The organism is Streptomyces sp. (genome assembly GCF_031181705.1).
Taxonomy (GTDB): Bacteria; Actinomycetota; Actinomycetes; order Streptomycetales; family Streptomycetaceae; genus Streptomyces.
The window spans coordinates 1-20860 of sequence record NZ_JAPSKN010000103.1; the positions used below are offsets into that span (position 1 = coordinate 1).

Genomic DNA, 20860 nt, shown 5'->3' on the forward strand with positions numbered 1-20860 from the left:
GGACGTCAACACCGTCCTCGGCCCGGACGGCGCGGAGCAGAGGATACTTCGCTCGGCGATGCCGTTCGGCCGGCCCGGGCACGGGGAGTTCGGCACGTACTTCGTGGCCTACGCGCGCACGCCGGAGATACCCGAGACGATGCTGCGCAAGATGTTCCTGGGCGGGCCGGGCGCGGGACCCGACCCGCTGCTGGACTACTCCCGGGCGGTCACCGGCAGCCTGTTCTTCGTGCCGCCGGCCGCCTTCCTGGAGGCCCTGCCGGGCGGCTGACCGGGGCGGCCGGCCCCGGGCGGAGCCCGCAGCACCTCGCGGTGCAGCATCTCGCGATGCGGCAGGGCGAGGGCGGGGACGGCCGAAACGTGCCCGGCCGGTCCCTGCGCGACCCCGTGACACGCGTCCACTCCGCGGCCCTACGCCGCCACCGGGAACCCCTCGCTGCGCAGCACCCTTCTCTCCGCGTCCACCGCGAACACCTCGCAGCCCGGCCGGGACGCCGCCCAGGGGACGCCCTCCGCGCCGAGGGCGAAGGCCGCCGTGGCCACCGTGTCCGCCTCGGTCAGCGTCGGGGCCACCACCGTCATGCTGAGCAGGCCGGTCGCCGGGCGGCCCGTGCGGGCGTCGAGGATGTGGTCGCCGCGTTCGTAGCGGGCGGACGTGGCGACGGCGCGGTCCGTGAGGTCCAGGACCGCGCACAGCCGGCCGGCCTGCTCGGGGTGACGGACGCCCACGCGCCAGGGGCCGCCGGCGGCGACCACGTCACCGCCCGCGTTGAGACAGAAGCGCCGCGCCCCGGCCGCCGACAGCAGCTCCGCCCCCCGCTGCACCGACCAGCCCTTCACCACGGCGCAGGGATCAAGCCTCCCGCCGGGCGGACGCACGTCGAAGGCGCCCCCGGTGGCGACCCGGTACTCCTCGCACAGGTCCAGGATCTCGCGCAGCTCCGGGCCGGGCCCGGCCGCCTCGCCCCGGTCCAGCCGCGACACCTCGCTGTCCGGGCGGAACGGGCTGAACCGTGCGTCCGCCTCCCGCAGCCACGCGAACAGCTCGTCCACCGGCTGCCCGGGGAAGTCCTCGTCGTCGATCCGTACCGAGACCGGGAAACCCATGACGTGCTCCACGCGCCGCATCCCTCAGCCCCTCGCGTCGAGGGCGGCCTGGAGCGACTCCTTGTAGCCGTCGCTGGTGACGGTGGCGCCGGAGACCGTGTCGATGTCGGCGCTCTGCGCCCGCAGCGTCTCCTCGATCAGCTTCGGCACGGCGGCGGTGGTCTGCGGGTGGTCCGGCTGCCGCAGCATCCGCACCGAGGAGATCCGGTCCCCCTCGAAGGTGACCTCGACCTGCACCGGACCCTTCTCGGTGTCGATCGTGGACCCCGCGACGACCGCGGACGTCGTACCGCCGGGCCCCGCGGACGACGGGACGGAGGGCGCCAAAGCCGCGGCCCCGGTGGTGGAGGCGGTGTCCTGCGAGGGCGCGTAGCGCCAGACGGGGATCACACCCGCGACGCTGAGGACGAGGACGGGCAGGGCTCGCTTCACGACGGTCTCCTCGTCATCCGGCCAGGCTGAAGCGTTCGAAGTGGACCTGCCGCCTGGGCACGCCCAGCTCGCGCAGGCTGCCGAGCACGGCGTTCATCATCGGCGGCGGGCCGCACAGGTAGACGTCCCGCTCGGCCAGGTCCGGCACCAGCCGCGCCAGCTCGCCGGGCGCCAGCCGGTCGGGCACCGGCGGGCCCGTCACCAGGTGCAGTTCGGCACCCCGGGCCAGCGCGAGGTCGCGCAGCTCGTCGTGGAGGACGGCGTCCCGGTCGGTGGCGACCCGGTAGATCACGACCGCGTGGCCGTGCAGTTCCTCCAGCAGGGCGCGGATGGGCGTGACACCGACGCCGCCCGCGACGAGCACGGCGTCGGGCCGGGTGCGGTGCAGGGCGGTGAAGGCACCGTAGGGGCCCTCGGCGAAGACCCGGGTGCCGGGCTTCAGGTGCCGCAGGGCCGCGCTGCCGTCGCCCGCACGCTTGACGGTCAACCGCAGCGTACGGCCGTCGGGCGCGGCGGACAGCGAGAACGGGTTCGCCTGCCACCAGCGGTCCTTCGTCAGGAACCGCCACAGGAAGAACTGCCCGGCCCGCGCCGGCAGCCGGTCCAGGTCGCGGCCGGTGATGTAGACCGAGACCACGTCGTCGTTCTCGGGGACGACGGCCGTCACCCGCAGCCGGTGGCGCAGGTTCCGCCACACCGGCAGCACCAGCCGGCCGGCGCACACCGAGGCGAGGGCCACGCCCCACACGGCGTACCAGTACGCCGTCGCCGCCGGCGAGGCGGTGAACGTGGTCCCGGCCGCGACCTGGTGCGTGAACGCCAGCACCACCGCCACATAGGTGTACAGGTGGATGAAGTGCCAGGTCTCGTACGCCAGCCGCCGCCGGGCGGAACGGGCCGAGACGGCCCCGACCACGATGATGATCGCCAGCGCGACGATCGCCCGCAGCACGCCCTCGACCGTCTCGGCGAGGTCCACCAGCTGGTTCACCGGGTCCAGGGAGGAGGCCTCGGCGTACCCGAGGACGATGAACACCAGGTGCGCCAGCAGCAGCCACAGCACCGTGAAGCCGTTCCAGCGGTGCCAGGACGTCAGCCGGTCCATGCCGATCCGCCGGTCGAACCACGGCAGCCGCGCCACCAGCAGCAGCTGGAACGCCATCAGCAGCGCCGCGTACAGCCCGGTCAGCCGGCCCAGCACGATCAGCGCGTTCGAGGCGAAACCGGCCTGGACGAAGAAGACGGTCACCACGGCCGCGTTGGCGAGCAGCACCCCGTACAGGCCGGTGCGGCCCACCACTTTCGGCCGCACACCGGGGCGGGCCGCCACGGGAGGTTGTCGGAGGGTCGTCACGGTCGGCAGCTCCTTGATCGGATCCTGGGATTCGAGCTTGGCGCCGGGGAGCTGTCGGGAAGCTGTCGCTCAACTTTCAAGTGTTTATCGATCGCACCACGGGACGGCCGGCGGCTGGGGCGGCACGGGACCCGTGCAGCACTATGAGGGCGTGGAGAAAGTACGACTTCTCGTCGTCGACGACGACCCGCCCATCGCCGACCTCGTCGCGACCGTCGCCCGCTACGAGGGCTGGGAGGCGGTCACCGCGTACACCGGTGAGGACGCGCTGCGGCGGGCCGCCGAGTTCCACCCGGACATCGTGGTGCTGGACCTGATGCTGCCGGGCGTCGACGGCTTCGGCGTCCTGGACCGGCTGCGCGCCTCCGGCACGATGGTGCCGGTGGTGTTCCTGACCGCGCGCGACGGCGTCGCCGACCGGGTCGCCGGCCTCACCCGGGGCGGCGACGACTACCTGGTCAAGCCGTTCGCCGTGGAGGAGCTGATGGCCCGGCTGCGGACCGTGCTGCGGCGCAGCGCCGGCCCGTCCTTCCAGCGGTCCGTGCTCCGGGTCGGCGACCTCACCATGGACGAGGACACCCGCGAGGTGCGACGCGGCGAGCGGCTGCTGTCGCTGACCCCGACCGAGTACGAGGTGCTGCGCTACCTCCTGCGCAAGTCGCCCACCGTGCTCACCAAGGCGCAGATCCTCGACCACGTGTGGGAGTACGGCTTCGGCGGCCGCTCCAACGTCGTGGAGCTGGTCGTCAGCAGGCTGCGCCGCAAGCTCGACGAGGCCGGCGAGGGCGCCCCGGAGCTGATCCACACCGTGCGCGGCTTCGGGTACGTGCTGCGACAGGCCGCCGAGTGATCGCCCGGCTGCGGCGGGCCTACCGCAGGATGCGCCTGGGCACCCGGCTGGCCCTGGGCCTCGGCGCCCTGTCGCTGGTGGTGTTCGCCGTGGTCGGCACCGCCCTGACCACCTACATGCGCGACTACCTGTCGGCCCAGCTCGACATCCAGCTCGCCCAGGCCCAGATCGCCCAGTCCAAGAGCATCGCCGACTACGGCACGCTCTCGGGCAAGAAGTACTACAGCTGGTTCTACGCCGTGTACGACGTGCGCGAGGGCAGGCCCGCGCTGCGCCGGCCCGAGGACCCGGCCGACCTGCCGCAGGACGTCGACGACTTCACCGCGCTGGCCTCGGCGCAGTCCGCCGCCCACACCGAGCTGCTGCGCACCGAGCACCTCAGGGGCGCGGGCACCTACCGGCTGCGCGCCTGCGAGGTCGAGCCCGGCGTGGTCCTGGTCAGCGCCGCGCCCATGGACGAGATCCAGGACACCGTCGGGCAGCTGATCACCATCCAGGTCGTCACCTTCGCGCTCGCGCTGCTCACCCTGGTCGTCTTCGGCCGGCGGATGCTGCGCCGGGGCCTGAAGCCGCTCAGCGACATGGCGACCACCGCCCACGGCATCGCCTCGCACGACCTGACCGAGTCGGCGGCCCGGCTGCCGCTGCGCGCCGACGGCCGGGACGGCGGGCCGGAGGTGGACGAGCTGCGGACCGCCTTCAACACCATGCTGGAGCACATCGACGACTCCCTCGCCGTGCGCGCCGAGGCCGAGCAGCGGCTGCGCCGGTTCGTCGCCGACGCCTCGCACGAGCTGCGCACCCCGCTGATGTCGGTGCGCGGCTACGCCGACCTCTTCCAGTACGCCGCCGCCAACGCCCCCGCCGAACGCGACCGGCACCTGGCCCGGCTGCGCGCCGAGGCCGCCCGGATGGGGGTGCTCCTCGACGACCTGCTGCTGCTCGCCCGGCTCGACGCGGCCGAGGTGGAGACACCGCTGCGGCTGCGGGACGCCGATCTGACGGAGCTGGTCGGCCAGGCCGCCGACGCCTTCCGCGCGGGCCACCCCGATCACCCGCTGACCGTGCTGGCGGGCCCCGGCCCGGTGCGGCTGCGCATGGACCCGCTGCGCATCCGCCAGGTCGTCGACAACCTCCTCACCAACGCCGCCGTGCACACCCCCGCCGGAACGAAGGTCTCCGTCGAGGTGCGCGTCACGCCCGGCACCGCCGAGGTGCGGGTCGCCGACACCGGTCCCGGCATCCCGCCCGACGACCGGGCCCGGGTCTTCGACCGCTTCTACCGCGTCGACAAGGCCCGCAGCCGCGACCGCGGCGGCAGCGGACTGGGCCTGGCGGTGGCCCGGTCCCTGATCCGGGCGCACGGTGGCCGGATCGAGTTGGACAGCACACCCGGAGCGACGGTGTTCACCGTGTCCCTGCCGCTCGGCGGCGCGGGCCCCGCGGGCCGCTGACCCGGGCCCTTTAGACTCGACCGGCAACAGCCCGTACGACCACGGCCAGAAGTCCCCGCCAACCCGAAGGGCCCCGGCGTCTTGATACGGATGGAATCAGTCACCAAGCGGTACCCGGACGGCACGGTGGCGGTCGACCGGCTCTCCCTGGAGATACCCGACCGCTCGATCACCGTCCTCGTGGGACCCTCGGGCTGCGGCAAGACGACCACGCTGCGGATGATCAACCGGATGGTCGAACCCAGCGAGGGAACGATCCTGCTCGACGGCGAGGACATCCAGCGCCGGCCCGTCACCACCCTGCGCCGGTCGATGGGTTACGTCATCCAGAACGCCGGCCTCTTCCAGCACCGCACGATCCTCGACAACATCGCGACCGTGCCCCGCATGCTCGGCTGGGGCAAGCGGAAGGCCCGCGCCCGCGCGGCCGAACTGATGGAGCGGGTGGGCCTGGACGCCGCGCTCGCCAAGCGGTTTCCGTACCAGCTGTCCGGCGGCCAGCAGCAGCGCGTCGGTGTGGCCCGGGCGCTCGCCGCCGACCCGCCGGTGCTGCTCATGGACGAGCCGTTCTCGGCGGTCGACCCGGTGGTCCGCAAGGGACTCCAGGACGAACTGCTGCGCATCCAGGACGAGCTGGGCAAGACCATCGTCTTCGTCACCCACGACATCGACGAGGCCATCAAGCTCGGCAGCATGGTCGCCGTGATGCGCGAGGGCGGCCGGCTCGCCCAGTACGCACCGCCCGCCGACCTGCTGTCCGCCCCCGCCGACGCCTTCGTCGAGGACTTCCTCGGCGCCGACCGCGGCATCCGGCGGCTGTCGTTCTTCCCCTCCGCCGAACTCGCGCCCACGACCGGCCCGGTGATCCCGCTCGACGCCACCGCCGAGCAGATCGCCGCCGCCGGCGCCCCCTGGCTGCTGGTGACCGACGGCGACGGCCGGCCGCTCGGCTGGGGCGAGCCGCACACCCTGACGGCCGGCGCGATCCGGCCCGCCGAACTCCTCCCGCACGGACGGCCGTTCACGCCGGGCACCGACTCGCTGCGGACCGCCCTCGACAGCGCCGTGCTGTCCCCGTCCGGCCACGCCGTCGCCGTGGACGGCACCGGGCGGGTGACCGGGGTGGTCTCGCAGGCGGCCATCGGCGAGGCCATCCGCGGCGCCCACGCCGCCGACCGGGCCGACGAGGCCAGGGTCGCCCCGTGAACCTCGACCGTTTCTTCGACATCCCCAGCGACCTCCAGCACAGCTGGCCCGGCCTGATCGCACTGCACCTGCGCGAGGCCCTGCTGCCGGTCCTGGCCGGACTGCTGCTCGCGCTGCCGCTCGCCCAGCTGTGCGTCCGCTTCCGCTGGCTGTACCCGCCCGTGCTCGGCGCCACCACCGTCCTCTACGCGGTGCCGTCCCTGGCCTTCTTCGTCGTCCTCATCGACTACACCGGCCAGACCGAGCTGACCGTGATGATCCCGCTGGCCGTGTACAGCCTCGTGGTGCTCGTCCCGGCCATCGTCGACGGGGTGCGCTCCGTGCCGCAGGAGACCCTGGCCGCCGCCACCGCCATGGGCTTCGGGCCCGTACGCCGGTACCTCCAGGTGCAGTTGCCGATCGCCGTGCCCGCCATCGTCGCCGGGCTGCGGGTCGCCACCGTCTCCAGCATCTCGCTGGTCAGCGTCGGCGCCCTGATCGGCAACCAGGGCGCCCTCGGCAACCTGCTCGCCGCCGCGCAGAAGTACGACCGGCCCGAACTGGCGGTGAACTCCGTGCTCACCACGGCCGCCCTGGCGATCCTGTGCGACGCCCTGCTGGTCCTGCTCCGCCTCGCGCTGACCCCGTGGATGCCCCGGGGCGGGCGCCCGAGGACGGCCGGGCGGCAGCGGCCCGTGCCCGAGGACGTGATCCGGTGAACGTACTGAACTTCGTCCACGCCTTCTTCAGCGACAGCGCCCACTGGCACGGCTACGACGGCATCCCGCAACGCCTGCTGGAACACGTCCGGTACTCGCTGCTGGCGCTGGCCCTGGCCGCCGCGATCGGCCTGCCGGTCGGGCTGCTGACCGGGCACACCGGGCGGGGCGGCAACGCCCTCGCCTTCCTCGCCACCGCCGCCCGCGCGCTGCCCAGCTTCGGCCTGCTGGTGCTCATCGTCATCATGATGGGGTTCGGCCTGCTGCCCGTGATGATCCCGCTGGTCATCCTCGCCGTCCCGCCGATCCTGGTGACGACCTACGAGGCGGTCCGCTCCGTCGACCCGTCCCCGGTGGACGCCGCCCGCGGCATGGGCATGCGCGAGTCGCGGATCCTCTTCCAGGTCGAACTGCCCGTGGCCCTGCCGCTGATCCTCAGCGGCCTGCGCTCGGCGGCCATCCAGATCGTCTCCACGGCCACCATCGCCGCGTACGTGAGTCTCGGCGGGCTCGGCCGGTACATCGTCGACGGCCTCTACCAGCGCGACTACGAGAAGGTCGTCGGCGGCGCCACGCTGGTGGCCGTCCTGGCGCTCGTCACGCTGGCGGTGTTCTGGGCGGCGGGCCGCCTGGCCGTGTCACCGGGAGTGCGCAGACGGTGATCATGTGACGGTCCGTCAGGAATCGTGACAAGGCCGCCCTTGACTGATCACAAAGCGGCTGGATTGGATCGGTGGATGACTTCTACCGCGAAGAACAGCTGGTCCAGGACGAGACACACCGGGGCGGCGGCCGTCGCGCTCTTTGCCGCCGCGGCGCTGCTCGCGGGCTGTTCCTCCGGCGACACCTCCGACGACCCGCTGGCGGGCGAGAAGGCGAAGGCGGGCACCGTCGTCGTCGGCTCCAACAACTTCGCCGAGAGCACCCTGCTCGCCGACCTCTACGGCGAGGCGCTCAAGGCCAAGGGCATCAAGGTCACGTACAAGCACAACATCGGCAGCCGCGAGACGACCTACGGCCTGATGAAGAACGGCTCCGTCACCGTGCTGCCCGAGTACAACGGCTCCCTGCTCGCCTACCTGGACCCCAAGGCGGAGCAGAAGTCCGCCGCGGCCGTGAACGAGGCGGTGAAGGCCAAGCTCGACAAGAAGCTGACGCTGCTGGAGTCCTCGCCCGCCGAGGACAAGGACTCGGTCACCGTCAACGCGCAGACCGCGAAGAAGTACAAGCTGACGTCCTCCTCCACCCTCGCCGACCTCAAGGACGCCGCGCCGGACCTGGTGATCGGCGGTTCGCCCGAGTTCCAGACCCGGCACCAGGGCCTGGAGGGCCTGAAGTCGGTGTACGGCCTGGAGTTCAAGTCCTTCAAGGCGCTCGACGCGGGCGGTCCGCTGACCCAGGCGGCGCTGACCCGGAACACCGTCCAGGCCGCGGACATCTTCACCACGGACCCGACGATCGTGAAGGAGAAGTTCGTCGTCCTGAAGGACCCGGAGAACCTCTTCGGGTTCGCCAACGTGACCCCGCTGGTGCACGAGGGCGCCCTGTCGAAGGAGGGCGTCGACGCCCTGAACGCCGTCTCCGCCGAGCTGGACACCAAGACGCTGCTGGAGCTGGACGCTCAGGTGCAACTGGAGAAGAAGGACCCGCTGGACGTCGCCAGGGCGTGGCTGAAGTCGGCGGGCCTGGTCTGAGCCGGCCGCCCGTCACGATGCGGTAACGGCGGCGGCCGGGTCCCGGCGGGACCGAACGCGGCCCGGGGGCGTGGCGTCACAGGGACGGCAACCGTCCCCGGTCACCGCGAACCCCTGGGAGTGCGTCATGCGTACCGCCATGCCCCGCACCGTCCGCCTGCTCCTCGCCCTCGCCCTGTCCGCCGCCGTCGCCGCCGCGGGGTGCGGCACGACCGACGCCGTCGGCACGGAACCGGCCCCGACGGACGGCACCGCCCCGCGTCCCTCGGACCGCGCCCGGCAGGTCGCCGACGCCTGGGACGGCTCCCGGGCCGCCGCGCGGTGGCGCGAGGGCTACCACCCCTTGGGGTCGGCCGTCCGGCTGCCCGGGCCCGGCGGGCTGCGCGACGCGGCCGACCGGCGCGCCTACGCCCTCGGCAACTTCGACCTGCGCGGCAGGCTCCCCGCCGCACCGGCCCGCAGCGGCCGGGTGACCTGGCCCGGCGGGCACGCGCTCACCGCGCCGCTCCTGGGCGCCGGGAAGGCCTACCAGGACCTCGACCGCGCCGGCAGCCCCGGGCCGCGCCTGATCGTCACCGGCGCACGGCTGGGCGAGATGACCGTCGCCACCGGCCGCGGCCCGGCGACCGTCCCCGCCTGGCTGTTCACGCTGGAGGGTTACGACCGCCCCCTCGCCCGCGCCGCGGTGCACCCGTCCGAGGTGCCCGCCTCGCCGATCGGGCCGCTGGGGCAGGACGTGGACGCGAGCGTGCTGGCGCCGCTCGGCGGCCTGACCGGCATCGCCGCGCACGGACGGTCCGTCACCGTCGTGGCCCACCACGGCTCCTGCGACGACGGCCCCGTCGTGACGGCGTACGAGACGGACGGCAGCGTCGTGCTGTCCGCGGCCGTGCGGGGCGTCCAGGACGGTCCCTGCACCTCCGAACTGCGCGGCAGGAGGGTCACGGTGGGGCTGGACCGGCCGGTCGGCGACCGCGTCGTCCTGGACGCCTTCACCGGCCGCCCGGTGCCGTACACCGACGGGCCGGAAGCCGCACCCGCTCGGTGAGTGGGCCGCGCTTCGGCTCAGGCCTGCACCGCCGACGCGATCAGCTGGTCGATCAGCGCGATCAGCACGTCCCGGGACGACTCCCGGTCCCGCGCGTCGCACAGCAGCACCTGCACGTGCTCCGGCACCGCGAGCGCCTCGCGGATGTCCTCCGCCGGATACGGGTGTTCACCGTAGAAGCCGTTGACGCCCACGACGAACGGGATGCCCCGGCGTTCGAAGAAGTCGATCGCGGCGAAGCTCGACTCGGGTCTGCGGACGTCCACCAGGACCACGGCGCCCAGCGCGCCGAGGGCCAGGTCGTTCCACATGAACCAGAACCGCTGCTGCCCCGGCGTACCGAACAGGTACAGCACCAGGTCCCGGCTGATGGTGATGCGGCCGAAGTCCAGGGCCACGGTCGTGGCCCGCTTCTCCTCGATGCCGTCGAGGTCGTCGACGTCCAGACCGGCCATGGTCAGGGGTTCCTCGGTGCGCAGCGGGACGATCTCGCTGACCGACCCGACCATGGTGGTCTTGCCCACGCCGAAGCCACCGGCGATGAGGATCTTGACCGTGTCGGGTGCCGAGGACGCGTCGGTGGCAAGGTCAGAGCCGGCCAAGGCCGTCCCTCACTTTCTGCAGCAGGTCCAGGTCCACAGGGGTACGGGAGACGGGGCGCGGCGGGCGGACGGTGATCCGGCCCGCCTCCAGCAGGTCGCACAGCAGGATGGCGACCACGCTCACCGGCAGGTCGAGCCGGGCGGCCAGCTCCGCCACGGCGACCGGCTCGGCGCACATGCGCAGGATCCGGGTGTGCTCGGGCTGCGGCCGGGCCGCGTTGGCCGGGGGCGGATCGACCGCGGTGACCGTCGCGATGAGCGTGAAGTCGGCGCAGCTGGGCCGCGTCCGCCCCCCGGTCAGGGCGAACGGCCGTACGAGCCGGCCCGCCGTATCGCCTCCGCCCACCTCACACGCCGGGGTCGACGACGGGTCCGGCCACGCCCCGCGGGGCCGCGCTGAGGTGCTCGCCGATCTTCTTCACCAGCATGTTCATCTGGTACGCGACCACCCCGACGTCCGCGCCCGGCCCGGTCAGCACGACCAGGTGCGCGCCGGGTCCGGCGGAGGTCAGGATCAGATAGCTGTTGGCCATCTCGATGAGCGCCTGGCGCACCGGACCGCCGCGGAAGTCCATGCTGACGCCCTTGCTGAGACTCATCAGACCGGACGCGGTCGCCGCGAGCCGCTCGGCGTCGTCGCGCGGGAATCCGGTGGACTTGCTGACCACCAGGCCGTCCTCGGAGAGCACCACGGCCTGGTTCACGTCGGCGACCCGCTCCACGAGTCCGGTCAGCAGCTGGTCGAGCTGGGTGTGCGTGGCGGGGATGGGGCGTGTCATTGCGGTGTCCTTCGTCAGCGGTCAGCGGTCAGCGGTCGGCGGGCGGAGTCGAGGGGAGGGGATCGGCGGCGGCCTGCCGGGGTGGTGCGGCCGCCTCCTCGCGGTCTGGCCGCTCGGCGTCGTCGTCGCGGGCGCGGAGCGTGCCGCGCTGGAAACCGGCCAGGGAGGAAGCGGCGGCTTCCGCGGTGAACTCGTCGAGGGAGGCGTCCTCGCCGGGGGGCTCCTCGCGCAGCTCCTCCACGAGGCTGGTCTGCGGCACCCGGCGGGGCAGCGGGGCGAGGCCGTCCCGGCGGGGGATGACCTCGCGGGCGGCGGGCCTGGGCGCGGGGGCGGCGGTCGCGGTGCGGGCGGCGACCAGCGGGCGGGGCTCTTTCGGAGAGGTTCCCCCGGACCGGGCGGCTCCGGCGCTCGGGGTCGACCCGGTGCCCTCGGGCGTCCCTCCGTCCCGCGCGGTCCCGTCGGCCCCGGCCCGCGCGCGAGCACGGCCGTTCGCCGCCGTGGCTCCGTCTGCCGCCATCCGCCCGTCCTCCGGGGTGTGGGCGGCGCCGTCCACGCGGCCCCTCGCCCCGGCTCCGCCCTCGGCGCCCGGCGGCTGCGGTACCCCGCCGTCCGGGGCCTCCCGCACCACGATCTCGTGCGGGACCAGCACGATGGCCGTGGTCCCGCCGTACGGGGAGGCGCGCAGGGTGACGGCGATCCCGTGCCGGTGGGCCAGCTGGGCGACCACGAACATGCCGAGCCGCAGGTCGTCGGCGAGCGCCACCACGTCGAACTGCGGGGGCAGGGCCAGCTGTTCGTTGAAGGACGCGTAGTCCTCCTCCGACATGCCGAGGCCCCGGTCCTCCACCTCGACGGCCAGCCCCCTGGCCACCATCGCGGCCCGTACGGTGACCGGGCTCGGCGCGGGCGAGTAGGCGGTCGCGTTGTCGATGAGTTCGGCCAGCAGGTGGATGACGTCGGCCACCGCGGGCGGGGCGACGGACACCTCCTCCTCGGTGTGCACCTCCACGCGCTGGTACTCGGCGACCTCCCCGATCGCGCTGCGCAGGATGTCGATCAGCGCCACCGGCTCGCTCCAGCTGCGGCCCGGGCGTTCCCCGCTGACGATGACCAGGTTCTCCTCGTAGCGGCGCAACTGGCTGGCCGTGGAGTCGAGTTCGTACAGGCCCTTGAGGATGTCCGGGTCGGTGTGCTCGCGTTCCAGCGTGTCCAGCTTGCTCAGCTGGAGGTTGACCAGGTTCTGGCTCTGCCGGGCGATGCCGAGGATGACCTTCTGGAAACCGCGCCGGGTGTCGGCGAGTTCGACCGCCGTGTGCACGGCCGTGCGCTGGGCGGTGTTGAACGCCCGCGCCACCTGGCCCAGTTCGTCGTGGCCGTAGTCCAGCTCGGGCGTCGCCGACGCCGGGTCGACCGTCTCGCCCCGCTCCAGCCGCGCCACCACGTCCGGCAGCCGCTCCTGCGCGAGGCTCACGGCGGCCCGGCGCAGCCCGCGCAGCCGCCGGGACAGCGAGCGGGTGATCCGCCAGGACATGCCCACGCACACCAGCAGCGCGAGCAGCCCGCCGGCGCTCAGCAGCGCCGCCTTGAGCAGCAGGGCGTCCGCCTTGTCGGCACTGCGCTCCAGCAGCTCCGTCGTCTGCTGCCGGATGAGGCCCGCGTACTGCTCGGCCAGCTTGTCCATGGCGGCGTTCCACCGCTCCCGGGAGTCCGGCAGGGCGATCCGGTCGGGCGCGGAACCGGAGTTGCGGGCCGCCAGCACCCGGTCCTCGATCGACTGCAGGGTCTGCCACTCGGGACCCGCCAGGATCCGCTCGGTCTGCGCCTTGGCCTCGCCGGTCAGCTGCGGCACGACCTGGTCCTGCACCAGCCAGCGCCGGGTGTTCACCAGCTCCGCGAACTGCGTCCAGGCCGCGTCGTCCAGATGCCCCGACGGCCACGCCAGCGTCAACTGCGCGTCCTCCCGGGAGACCAGCTCCGCCGTGTGCTCCAGCGCCACGAGCGGACCGGCCTGCGAGGTGAGGTCGCCGTCGTCGACCTGCGACAGCTCCTGGAAGGCGTGGATCTGGTCGTCGATGATCGAGGAGTACTGGTCGAGCGCCTGCTGCGGGGTGATGTCCGTGGGGTTGTCGACCTGGTCCCGGTAGTACTCCAGGCTGCCCACCGAGCCGAGCACCGAGTACAGCCGGTCCGAGATGCGGGAGGGCGCCTCCTCGATCGCGTCCGCCTGCCCGACCAGCTTCGCGACCGCCTGGTCCGTCTCCTCGCGCTGCGCGTCCAGGGCGGCCCGGGAGCCGTGCGGCGAGGCCAGCCAGGCGGCCGACAGGCTGCGCTCGCGCTGCAGGGCGAGCGTCGCGTCGGTGCCCAGGGCACCGGTCGACCGGCTCAGCTCGGTCTGGTCGCGCAGCCGCAGCCCCTCCGAGAACATCTGGATCGTCGTCACGCCCCACATGGCGGCGAGGGTGACGCTCGGCACCAGGGCCAGCAGCACCAGGGAGAGGCGTATGGAACCGAGACGGCGCCGGGCACCTGTCCGTCGAGACATCGTCGTCCTAGGGCGATCAGCGGGGGGCGGGGAAGGGGGAGGCGGAGCGGTCGGGGAGGGCGGGGGACGGGCGCAAAGGTGGGGGTGTGCCGGGCGCGGCACATGGGATGCGCAGGATGTTATCCGTACAAGTGGACGTACGGGCCGGGCCTGACAGAATCTTTGGCGAGACCGTCACGGCAAGGGGCCGGTCACCGGGTCCCGGCGGCGGCGAACCGCGCCACGGCGGACACGTTCGCCCTGGTCACGAAGGCGGGGCCGGTGAGCACCGGAGCCGCCCCGCCGCCGCTGACGTTGCCGTTGGTCCGGTACAGCCACAGGGCGTCCACCGCGAGGTAGCCCTGCAGATACGGCTGCTGGTCGACGGCGAACTGCACCGAGCCGTCCCGCACCGCCCGGACCAGGTCCTTGTTGAGGTCGAAGGTGGCCACCTCGGCCCTGCTCCCGGCCTGCCGCACGGCCTTGACCGCGGTGAGCGCGTACTGCGCGCCGTTGGTGACGACCTCGTCGATGGTTCTGTCCTGCCGCAGCCGGGCGGCGATCGTGGCGGTCACCGCGTTCATGTCGGTGCCGTCCACGTACAGGTTGTCGGTGTCGCCGCGGAAGGTCTTCTTCACGCCGGCGCAGCGGGCCTCCAGCGCGACGTTGCCCCGCTCGTGCACCACGCACAGGGCGTGCTTGGCCTTCAGGTCGTCCAGCTTGTCGCCGACGGCCCGGCCCGCGACGGACTCGTCCTGGCCGAAGTACTCCAGCAGCCCCGTCGGCCGCCAGGCGTCGATGCCGGAGTTCAGCCCGACGACGGGTATGCCGGCCGCCCTGGCCTGCGCGACCGGGCCCCGCATCGCCGCGGGCTTGGCCAGCGTCACCGCGATGCCGTCGACCTTGTCGCGGACCGCGTCGCGCACCAGGCCGGCCTGCGCGGCCGGGTCGGCGTCGCTGACGTACGTCAGGTCGATGCCGTCCTTGGCGGCGGCCGCCTCCGCGCCCCGGCGCACCAGGTCCCAGAAGGCGTCGCCCTTGCCGCCGTGCGTGACGAGGGCGACCTTCATCCCCGCGCCGGACCCCGACCCCGCATCCCCGTCCGAGGCGTCGTCGGCCGCGCCGAGGACGGAGCAGCCGGACACCAGCAGGCACAGGGCGGACGCCAGGGCCGCGGCCCGGGCGGCTCTGCGGGGGGTGTGCGGCGGGGGTGGAGTGTTCATGGGGGCGGAACCTCGCTGTGCGGCCGAGCTGGAGCAGGGTGAGAGCGCAGGCGGGCCGCGGGGTGTGCACCGACCGGATGACTCTCGCTGGCCCGGAGCCAACCGTGTGTGACCACACCCCGTCAAGTGAGCGGCCACATGCCGTGAGTTGATGCTGCCGCATCGTGATGATCTGTCCGACTCGTCGGACAGGGGTGTCCCGCCTACGGCCTGCGCGCCACCGCCCGGTGGACCGCGATGTCCGCGTCGCGGATGCCCTCACCTCCGCCGTGCGTACCGTCCGCGCGGTTCGGCCGGAACGGGCGGAGCCGCGCGGTCCCGGCTGCCGTGTCCCCGCCTCGGCGGCCGGGCAGTGGCCGATGCCCCCGGGAAGGCAGCGGGGCGGCACCGGCCGGGGTCAGCCCGAGGTCAGGGCCGCACCGCCACCGGACTCCGCCGCGTAATCCCGGGCCCGGGCCTGGGCCGCACGAGCCGCCCGGGCCTCCTTCCGGCGCCGCCGGCGGCTGACGCGCGGCTCCTGGTCCGGCAGCCAGCCGAAGGCGAGGCAGCTGCCGACCACGCCCAGGAGCAGGCCGACGAAGAAGCCGCCCAGGTTGGAGGTCAGCCAGGAGCCCAGTGAGACCAGCACCCCGATGACCGAGTAGAACAGGCGCTGGGTGGGGTTGGCGAGGATCAGCACCCCGCACAGGAGCATCACGGCGGGGAGCAGATAACCGGCCAGGCCCTGCATGCCGACGTGCAGGACGACGTCCAGCGACGCCCTGAGGGTGAGCAGGATCTCCGCCCCGCCCAGGGCGAGCAGCAGCCCGCCCCAGAACGGACGGCCGGCCCGCCACCGCCGGAAGGCGGGCCGGAGTCTTCCGCGCGGACCGCCGGTCATCAGCAACCCGACTCGCTGAAGCCCAGTTTCAGCCCCGGCAGCTTGAACACACCCGCGGTCGTGGCGTAGTTGGTCTGCCGAAGGTTGGCGATGTGCACGGTGTCGGACTGCTGGCTGAACACGCCCTTCGGTCCCCGGCCCTTCGGCCCGGCCTTGTCGAGGGTGCTCGCGTCGTTGCCGATCTCGATGTTGTTGAACGCGGCGTCACCGGAGAGCTGGGTCGAGTCGGTCGTCAGATCGCTGGCGGTGACCTTCTGCGCACCTTCTCCCGCCCGGATGACCAGGTTGGTGCCGCCCAGGTCCACGCTCTGGCACAGCTTGGTGAGCGTGGCGTTCCTGATCACGGAGGTGACGACCAGCACCTGGCCGCCGGTGTCACCGGCGTTCGGGCTGCCCTCGGCCATCTCGTCCAGGGCGCCGAACTGCGCGAAGCCGGTGCCGTTCAGCTCGGTCGCGGTGACCGTGAACGGCATGCCCGAGATGGCGAACTGCACGCCCAGCGCCCCCTCGGCCGTGAGGATCGCGAGGCCCGCGGCGACCGCGGCGGCCGGCACCGCCATCACCGCGGCCCGGCGCGCCCGGACCCGCCCGCGGCGCACGGGGGCGTCACCGGTGTCCGGGGCGGCGGAGCCGTCCGGTCTGTCGGAGGTGTGCTCGGCGGAGGAGGTCATGTCTGCTCCAGGTGCTGTCGGTGCGGATCGGACATCGGTGGCACGTTGCCCTGGCGCGGACACCGACCGCCTGCGCACGGCTCCTCGCAACTCCCGGCGATTGCAAGGGCTTTCTCGTTACGCCGCGGTAGCCGAGCAGCAAGTTACCGGGGGTTACATGAAGGGTCAAGGGAGGTGTGGACAAAGAGTGTCGACGGTGTGCCGCAGGTGAGCAGCCGTACTCCGGAAACACTCACGCGCTGCACAACTCGCTTGCTATGCCTTGACGTTGACGGAGCGCCAGGTCTACAACTCTGCTCGTCCCACCGGATCCGTGGCGCCGGGTCCGGCTGTTCGGCACCGTCCGCGCGTCCCGGACCGCCCGTCCCGTACGGGCGTCTTGCCGCCCGGTGATCCAGAACGGGCTTTCCCTCGCCCGAGTCCCACTCCCTCGGCACGGCCGCTTCCGCTGACGCCGTGCCCGCAGCCACCCCCGCCCGGTCCGGCCGGAGGCCCGTCCGTTGCGCGTCTCCGGCCGGTCCCGGCCCGCCGTTGCCGGCCCGTCACGTACGGAGAAGGCGTGACGGGCGGGCGACGGCGGGCACCGAGCGGCTCCTCACCCCCCGCTGACGAAAGAGGTACCCCCGCATGCGTACGCGCACCTTCCTCAGCCTCACCGCCGCCGTGGCCGCACTCGGCCTCGCCGCCCCCGCCTCGGCGGCCGACACCCCGGTCCTGACCACCGCCGACGGCGCGGCCGTCGCGGTCGGCGACGTGCTCGACGCGTCCCTGGCGAGCGGCACGGCCGCCACCTTCTACTCCAGCGCGACCGGCACCAGCGGCATCTCCTGCGCCAAGTCGGCGTTCGCCGCCACCGTCACCGACAACCCGGCCGCCCCCGGCGTCGCCACCGAGTCCCTGACCTCGCACAGCTTCGACGCCGGCAGTTGCACCACCAACGTCGTCGGCGTGCTCGGCGTCAGCGGCATCACCGTCGACAACCTGCCCTACTCCACCAGCGTGTCCTCCGGCGGCGCCGTCTCCGTGACCCCGGCCGCCGGCTCCACCGTCCAGTCCACGGTCAAGCTGCGCACGCTGCTCGGCACGGTCACCTGCGTCTACCAGGCCCCCGGCCTGACCGGCACGGCGAGCAACGCCGACCACAGCATCTCCTTCAGCAACCAGCAGTTCACCAAGGTGTCCGGCTCGTCGCTGTGCTTCGCCAACGCGTTCTTCACCGCCAAGTACGCCCCGGTGACGAAGGGCGGTGTCGCGGTCAACGTCAACTGACGCCGAGCAGTTCAGCGGCGCCGCAGCCGTAGGGCCAGGGCGGCGCCGCCGGTGAGCACCAGCACCAGGGCGGCGCCGCCCGCCAGCACGGGCGTGTTCGGCCCGGCGGCGCGCTCCTGCGCCCGCGGCGTCCCGGCGGGCCCGGGCCGCCGCGGAGCCGCCTGCTCCTCCGGCACGCCCTCGCTCCGCGGAGCCTGCTCCTCCGTTACGCCCTCGCTCCGCGGAGCCTCCTCCGTCCGCGCCTCCGCTCGCGCCGGCTCCTCCTCCCGCTCCGGGAACACCACGTCGGAGCAGGAGTAATAGGTGTCCGGCGTACTGCTGTTGCGCCACACCGTGTACAGCACGTGCCGCCCGGTGCGGTCGGACGGCAGGGTCACCTTCATGCGGTACGCGCCGTCCGTCAGCGCCGGGTGTGTCACCCGGGCGAACGGTTCGCGCGGCAGGTCCGACCACGACAGCGGCCCGGCCGGGTCGTAGCCGGGCTTCGTCAGGTACATCCGGAACGTGCCGGTGTGCGGGATCGTCGACGCGTACCGCACCGTCAGCGTCGCGCCGGGCGTCACCCGCGTCGCCGGCCAGTCCGCGCGGGCCAGGTCCAGGCCCCGGTAGCCGGGCAGACCCCCGCTGCACAGCCTGCCGTCCGGGACGACCTGCCGGTCCCGGCCGTTCACGTCCGCCAGCCGCAGGTTGTCCCAGGCCGCGAACGGCCCGCCGTTCGCCGCCACGGCGGCCCGGCACGCCGCGGAGCCCGCCCGGTCGCCGCCTGTCGGGGAGCAGGCCACGACCCGGCTCACCGGATCGGTCGGTGCCCCGTGCGCCCGCGCCGGGACCGCCGTCCACAGCGGCAGCAGCAGCGGGGCCACGAGGGCGAGCGCGAGCGCGGCGCGGCGCGCGGTCGTACGGGGCATGGGGCTGCGTCTCCTCGTGCCGGGGGCGGCGACGTCCGGCAGTGCAGTACGGGAAACCGGCCCGACGCGTTCACCTCGTCACCAGCCGTTCGAAAAGGGGCAGATGGGCGGGCGGCGCTCGGCCATAGAGGGTGGGTTTCCGGCCGGATCGAGGGTTTCCCCCGTATCCCGGCGACCTGCCCTTTGCCTATCGTTCCTGCACAGCCGACCCACAGGTAACCCCGAACGGGTCCGCTTCTGTCTCGCGCCTGGCCGGCCACCGCGTCGCTCCCGCTTTTCGAACGACCCCCCTCCGCTTCGACGACGAAGCGACTCCACCGCCGCTCCGCCCAGCCCGGAGTCCGGCCACGAAAGGCAGACCGTGCGTACCTCCCCAACGCTCAGACGGAAGCTGATATCCGTCGCCGCCGTCTCCGCCGTCCTGCTGACCGCGGCCCCCGCCGCGGTCGCCGTCGCCCAGGAGTCCGCCCCCACCCCGGCGGCCGTCCCCGCCGCCCAGACCGAGGCCGCCCCGGGCACCCCGGCCGAGCGGCTCATCGTCGGCTACAAGTCCGGTGCCACCGAGGCCGAGTCCAACAAGGCGGCCGCCGCCGACGCCGCGGCCAAGGCCGTGAAGACCGGTGAGGACGTCGACTTCCAGCGCCGCCTCGGCACCGGTGCCGCCCTCGTCGACCTGGGCACCGACCCCACCCGGGCCGCCGTCGCCGACGTCGTCGCCGCCTACCGGGCCGACCCGCAGGTCGCCTACGTCGTGCCGGACCGCCTGAACAAGCCCACGGCCGTCACCCCGAACGACACCGATTACGCCAAGCAGTGGGACCTGTTCGAGTCCACCGCGGGCATGAACGTCCCGGCCGCCTGGGACACCACCACCGGCTCCGGCGTGACCGTCGCCGTCATCGACACCGGCTACGTCGCCCACTCCGACCTGGCCGCGAACATCGTCGGCGGCTACGACTTCATCTCCGACACCGCCGTGTCCGTCGACGGCAACGGCCGTGACAGCAACCCGGCCGACCCGGGCGACTGGTACAACGCGAACGAGTGCGGCGCGGGCATCCCGGCCTCCAACTCCTCCTGGCACGGCACGCACGTGGCCGGCACCATCGCCGCCGCCACCAACAACGGCAAGGGCGTCGCCGGCATCGCCTACGGCGCGAAGATCTCCCCGGTCCGCGTCCTCGGCAAGTGCGGCGGCTACGACTCGGACATCATCGACGCCATCACCTGGGCGTCCGGCGGCACCGTCTCCGGCGTGCCCGCCAACACCAACGTCGCCAAGGTCATCAACATGAGCCTCGGCGGGGGCGGCGCCTGCTCCACCGCCACTCAGAGCGCCATCAACGGCGCCGTGAGCCGCGGCACCTCGGTCGTCGTCGCGGCCGGCAACGAGAACACCAACGCCTCCAGCTCGTCCCCGGCGAACTGCGGCAACGTCATCACCGTCGCCGCCACCAACCGCGCCGGCAGCCGGGCCTCGTACTCCAACTACGGCACGGTCGTCGACATCTCCGCCCCCGGCGGCGAGACCCGCACCACCACCGCCAACGGCATCCTCTCCACGCTGAACTCCGGCACGAAGACGCCGTCGACGGAGAACTACGCCTACTACCAGGGCACCAGCATGGCCACCCCGCACGTCGCGGGCCTGGCCGCCCTGATGAAGTCGGCCAACTCCGCCCTCACCCCGGCGCAGATCGAGTCGGCCATCAAGGCCAACGCCCGCCCGCTGCCCGGCACCTGCTCCGGCGGCTGCGGCGCCGGCCTCGCGGACGCCGCCAAGACGGTCCAGGCCGTCAAGGGCGGCACGTCCACCGGCACGACCTTCTCCAGCACCACCGCCGTCGCCATCCCGGACAACGGCGCGGCGATCGAGTCGCCGATCAGCGTCACGGGCCGCAGCGGCAACGCCCCGTCGGCCCTCCAGGTCGGTGTCGACATCACCCACACCTACCGCGGCGACCTCGTCATCGACCTGGTCGCGCCGGACGGCTCGACGTACCGTCTGAAGTCGGCCGCGTCGGACTCCGCCGACAACGTGAACACCACCTACACCGTGAACGCCTCCGGCGAGGTCGCCAACGGCACCTGGAAGCTGCGCGTCCAGGACACCGCGGCGCAGGACACGGGCACGCTGAACGGCTGGAGGCTGACCTTCTGATCC

The 20860-nt window shown here is 73.3% G+C and carries 20 protein-coding genes and 1 pseudogene; 10 read left to right on the forward strand and 11 right to left on the reverse strand.

Annotation, left to right across the window (positions count from 1 at the left end):
• Positions 1-271 (forward strand): annotated as a pseudogene (locus tag RIN80_RS19320) (Dyp-type peroxidase domain-containing protein); the annotation flags it as partial.
• A gap of 140 nt (positions 272-411) precedes the next feature.
• Here the strand turns inward: RIN80_RS19320 and RIN80_RS19325 are convergent.
• Genes RIN80_RS19325 through RIN80_RS19335 form a run of 3 tightly spaced genes read right to left on the reverse strand, consistent with a single transcriptional unit; the run spans position 412 to position 2893 of the window.
• Positions 412-1128, reverse strand: a complete 717-nt coding sequence (locus RIN80_RS19325) for an FAD:protein FMN transferase (RefSeq protein ID WP_309096863.1) — start codon at positions 1126-1128, stop codon at positions 412-414.
• A gap of 3 nt (positions 1129-1131) precedes the next feature.
• Positions 1132-1539: an FMN-binding protein gene (locus RIN80_RS19330; RefSeq protein ID WP_309096864.1), complete on the reverse strand. Its 408-nt coding sequence runs from the start codon at positions 1537-1539 to the stop codon at positions 1132-1134.
• A gap of 13 nt (positions 1540-1552) precedes the next feature.
• Positions 1553-2893, reverse strand: coding sequence for a ferredoxin reductase family protein (locus RIN80_RS19335; RefSeq protein ID WP_309096865.1), 1341 nt, complete (start codon positions 2891-2893; stop codon positions 1553-1555).
• 151 nt (positions 2894-3044) lie between these two features.
• Between RIN80_RS19335 and RIN80_RS19340 the strand changes: the two genes are divergently transcribed.
• The 7 genes from RIN80_RS19340 (at position 3045) to RIN80_RS19370 (ending at position 9843) form a co-directional block, all read left to right on the forward strand.
• Complete coding sequence (locus RIN80_RS19340; protein ID WP_309096866.1) at positions 3045-3743, forward strand: response regulator transcription factor; 699 nt, start codon at positions 3045-3047, stop codon at positions 3741-3743.
• The gene (locus tag RIN80_RS19345; protein WP_309096867.1) at positions 3740-5197 is read left to right on the forward strand and encodes a HAMP domain-containing sensor histidine kinase; all 1458 of its coding nucleotides are present in this window, start codon (positions 3740-3742) and stop codon (positions 5195-5197) included. Before RIN80_RS19340 ends, RIN80_RS19345 begins: the two co-directional genes overlap by 4 nt.
• Positions 5198-5278: 81 nt before the next feature.
• Entirely contained in the window at positions 5279-6403 is a 1125-nt protein-coding gene (locus RIN80_RS19350) for an ABC transporter ATP-binding protein (RefSeq protein WP_309096868.1), read from the forward strand.
• Complete coding sequence (locus tag RIN80_RS19355; RefSeq protein ID WP_309096869.1) at positions 6400-7101, forward strand: ABC transporter permease subunit; 702 nt, start codon at positions 6400-6402, stop codon at positions 7099-7101. The genes RIN80_RS19350 and RIN80_RS19355 overlap by 4 nt, the downstream gene beginning before the upstream one ends.
• On the forward strand, positions 7098-7763 hold the full coding sequence (locus RIN80_RS19360) for an ABC transporter permease (RefSeq protein WP_309096870.1): 666 nt from the start codon (positions 7098-7100) through the stop codon (positions 7761-7763). The genes RIN80_RS19355 and RIN80_RS19360 overlap by 4 nt, the downstream gene beginning before the upstream one ends.
• 75 nt (positions 7764-7838) lie before the next feature.
• Positions 7839-8795 carry an ABC transporter substrate-binding protein gene (locus RIN80_RS19365; RefSeq protein WP_309096871.1) on the forward strand — a complete coding sequence of 319 codons (957 nt, stop codon included), beginning with the start codon at positions 7839-7841 and terminating at the stop codon, positions 8793-8795.
• A gap of 127 nt (positions 8796-8922) precedes the next feature.
• Entirely contained in the window at positions 8923-9843 is a 921-nt protein-coding gene (locus RIN80_RS19370; protein ID WP_309096872.1) for a hypothetical protein, read from the forward strand.
• Positions 9844-9860: 17 nt separating this feature from the next.
• Here RIN80_RS19370 and RIN80_RS19375 read toward each other — a convergent pair whose 3' ends face one another.
• The 7 genes from RIN80_RS19375 to RIN80_RS19405 all read right to left on the reverse strand — a co-directional run bounded on the left by RIN80_RS19375 (position 9861) and on the right by RIN80_RS19405 (position 16519).
• Positions 9861-10445: an ATP/GTP-binding protein gene (locus RIN80_RS19375; RefSeq protein WP_309096873.1), complete on the reverse strand. Its 585-nt coding sequence runs from the start codon at positions 10443-10445 to the stop codon at positions 9861-9863.
• Positions 10432-10791 carry a DUF742 domain-containing protein gene (locus RIN80_RS19380; RefSeq protein ID WP_309096874.1) on the reverse strand — a complete coding sequence of 120 codons (360 nt, stop codon included), beginning with the start codon at positions 10789-10791 and terminating at the stop codon, positions 10432-10434. Before RIN80_RS19380 ends, RIN80_RS19375 begins: the two co-directional genes overlap by 14 nt.
• A 1-nt stretch (position 10792) precedes the next feature.
• The gene (locus RIN80_RS19385) at positions 10793-11224 is read right to left on the reverse strand and encodes a roadblock/LC7 domain-containing protein (protein ID WP_309096875.1); all 432 of its coding nucleotides are present in this window, start codon (positions 11222-11224) and stop codon (positions 10793-10795) included.
• A 28-nt stretch (positions 11225-11252) separates the two neighbouring features.
• Entirely contained in the window at positions 11253-13766 is a 2514-nt protein-coding gene (locus RIN80_RS19390; RefSeq protein WP_309096876.1) for a nitrate- and nitrite sensing domain-containing protein, read from the reverse strand.
• 191 nt (positions 13767-13957) lie between these two features.
• Complete coding sequence (locus RIN80_RS19395) at positions 13958-14968, reverse strand: substrate-binding domain-containing protein (RefSeq protein WP_309096877.1); 1011 nt, start codon at positions 14966-14968, stop codon at positions 13958-13960.
• A gap of 397 nt (positions 14969-15365) precedes the next feature.
• Complete coding sequence (locus RIN80_RS19400; protein ID WP_309096878.1) at positions 15366-15848, reverse strand: DUF6114 domain-containing protein; 483 nt, start codon at positions 15846-15848, stop codon at positions 15366-15368.
• On the reverse strand, positions 15848-16519 hold the full coding sequence (locus RIN80_RS19405; protein WP_309096879.1) for a DUF6230 family protein: 672 nt from the start codon (positions 16517-16519) through the stop codon (positions 15848-15850). The genes RIN80_RS19400 and RIN80_RS19405 overlap by 1 nt, the downstream gene beginning before the upstream one ends.
• Before the next feature lie 627 nt (positions 16520-17146).
• On the opposite strand from RIN80_RS19405, the gene RIN80_RS19410 reads away from it, so the two are divergent.
• Entirely contained in the window at positions 17147-17788 is a 642-nt protein-coding gene (locus tag RIN80_RS19410; RefSeq protein ID WP_309096880.1) for a Tat pathway signal sequence domain protein, read from the forward strand.
• Positions 17789-17799: 11 nt separating this feature from the next.
• On the opposite strand, the gene RIN80_RS19415 is transcribed toward RIN80_RS19410, so the two are convergent.
• Positions 17800-18696, reverse strand: coding sequence for a lytic polysaccharide monooxygenase (locus tag RIN80_RS19415; RefSeq protein WP_309096881.1), 897 nt, complete (start codon positions 18694-18696; stop codon positions 17800-17802).
• 361 nt (positions 18697-19057) lie between these two features.
• On the opposite strand from RIN80_RS19415, the gene RIN80_RS19420 reads away from it, so the two are divergent.
• Positions 19058-20857 (forward strand): S8 family serine peptidase, encoded by a 1800-nt coding sequence (locus RIN80_RS19420; RefSeq protein ID WP_309096882.1) that lies wholly within the window; start codon positions 19058-19060, stop codon positions 20855-20857.
• Positions 20858-20860: the final 3 nt, after the last annotated feature.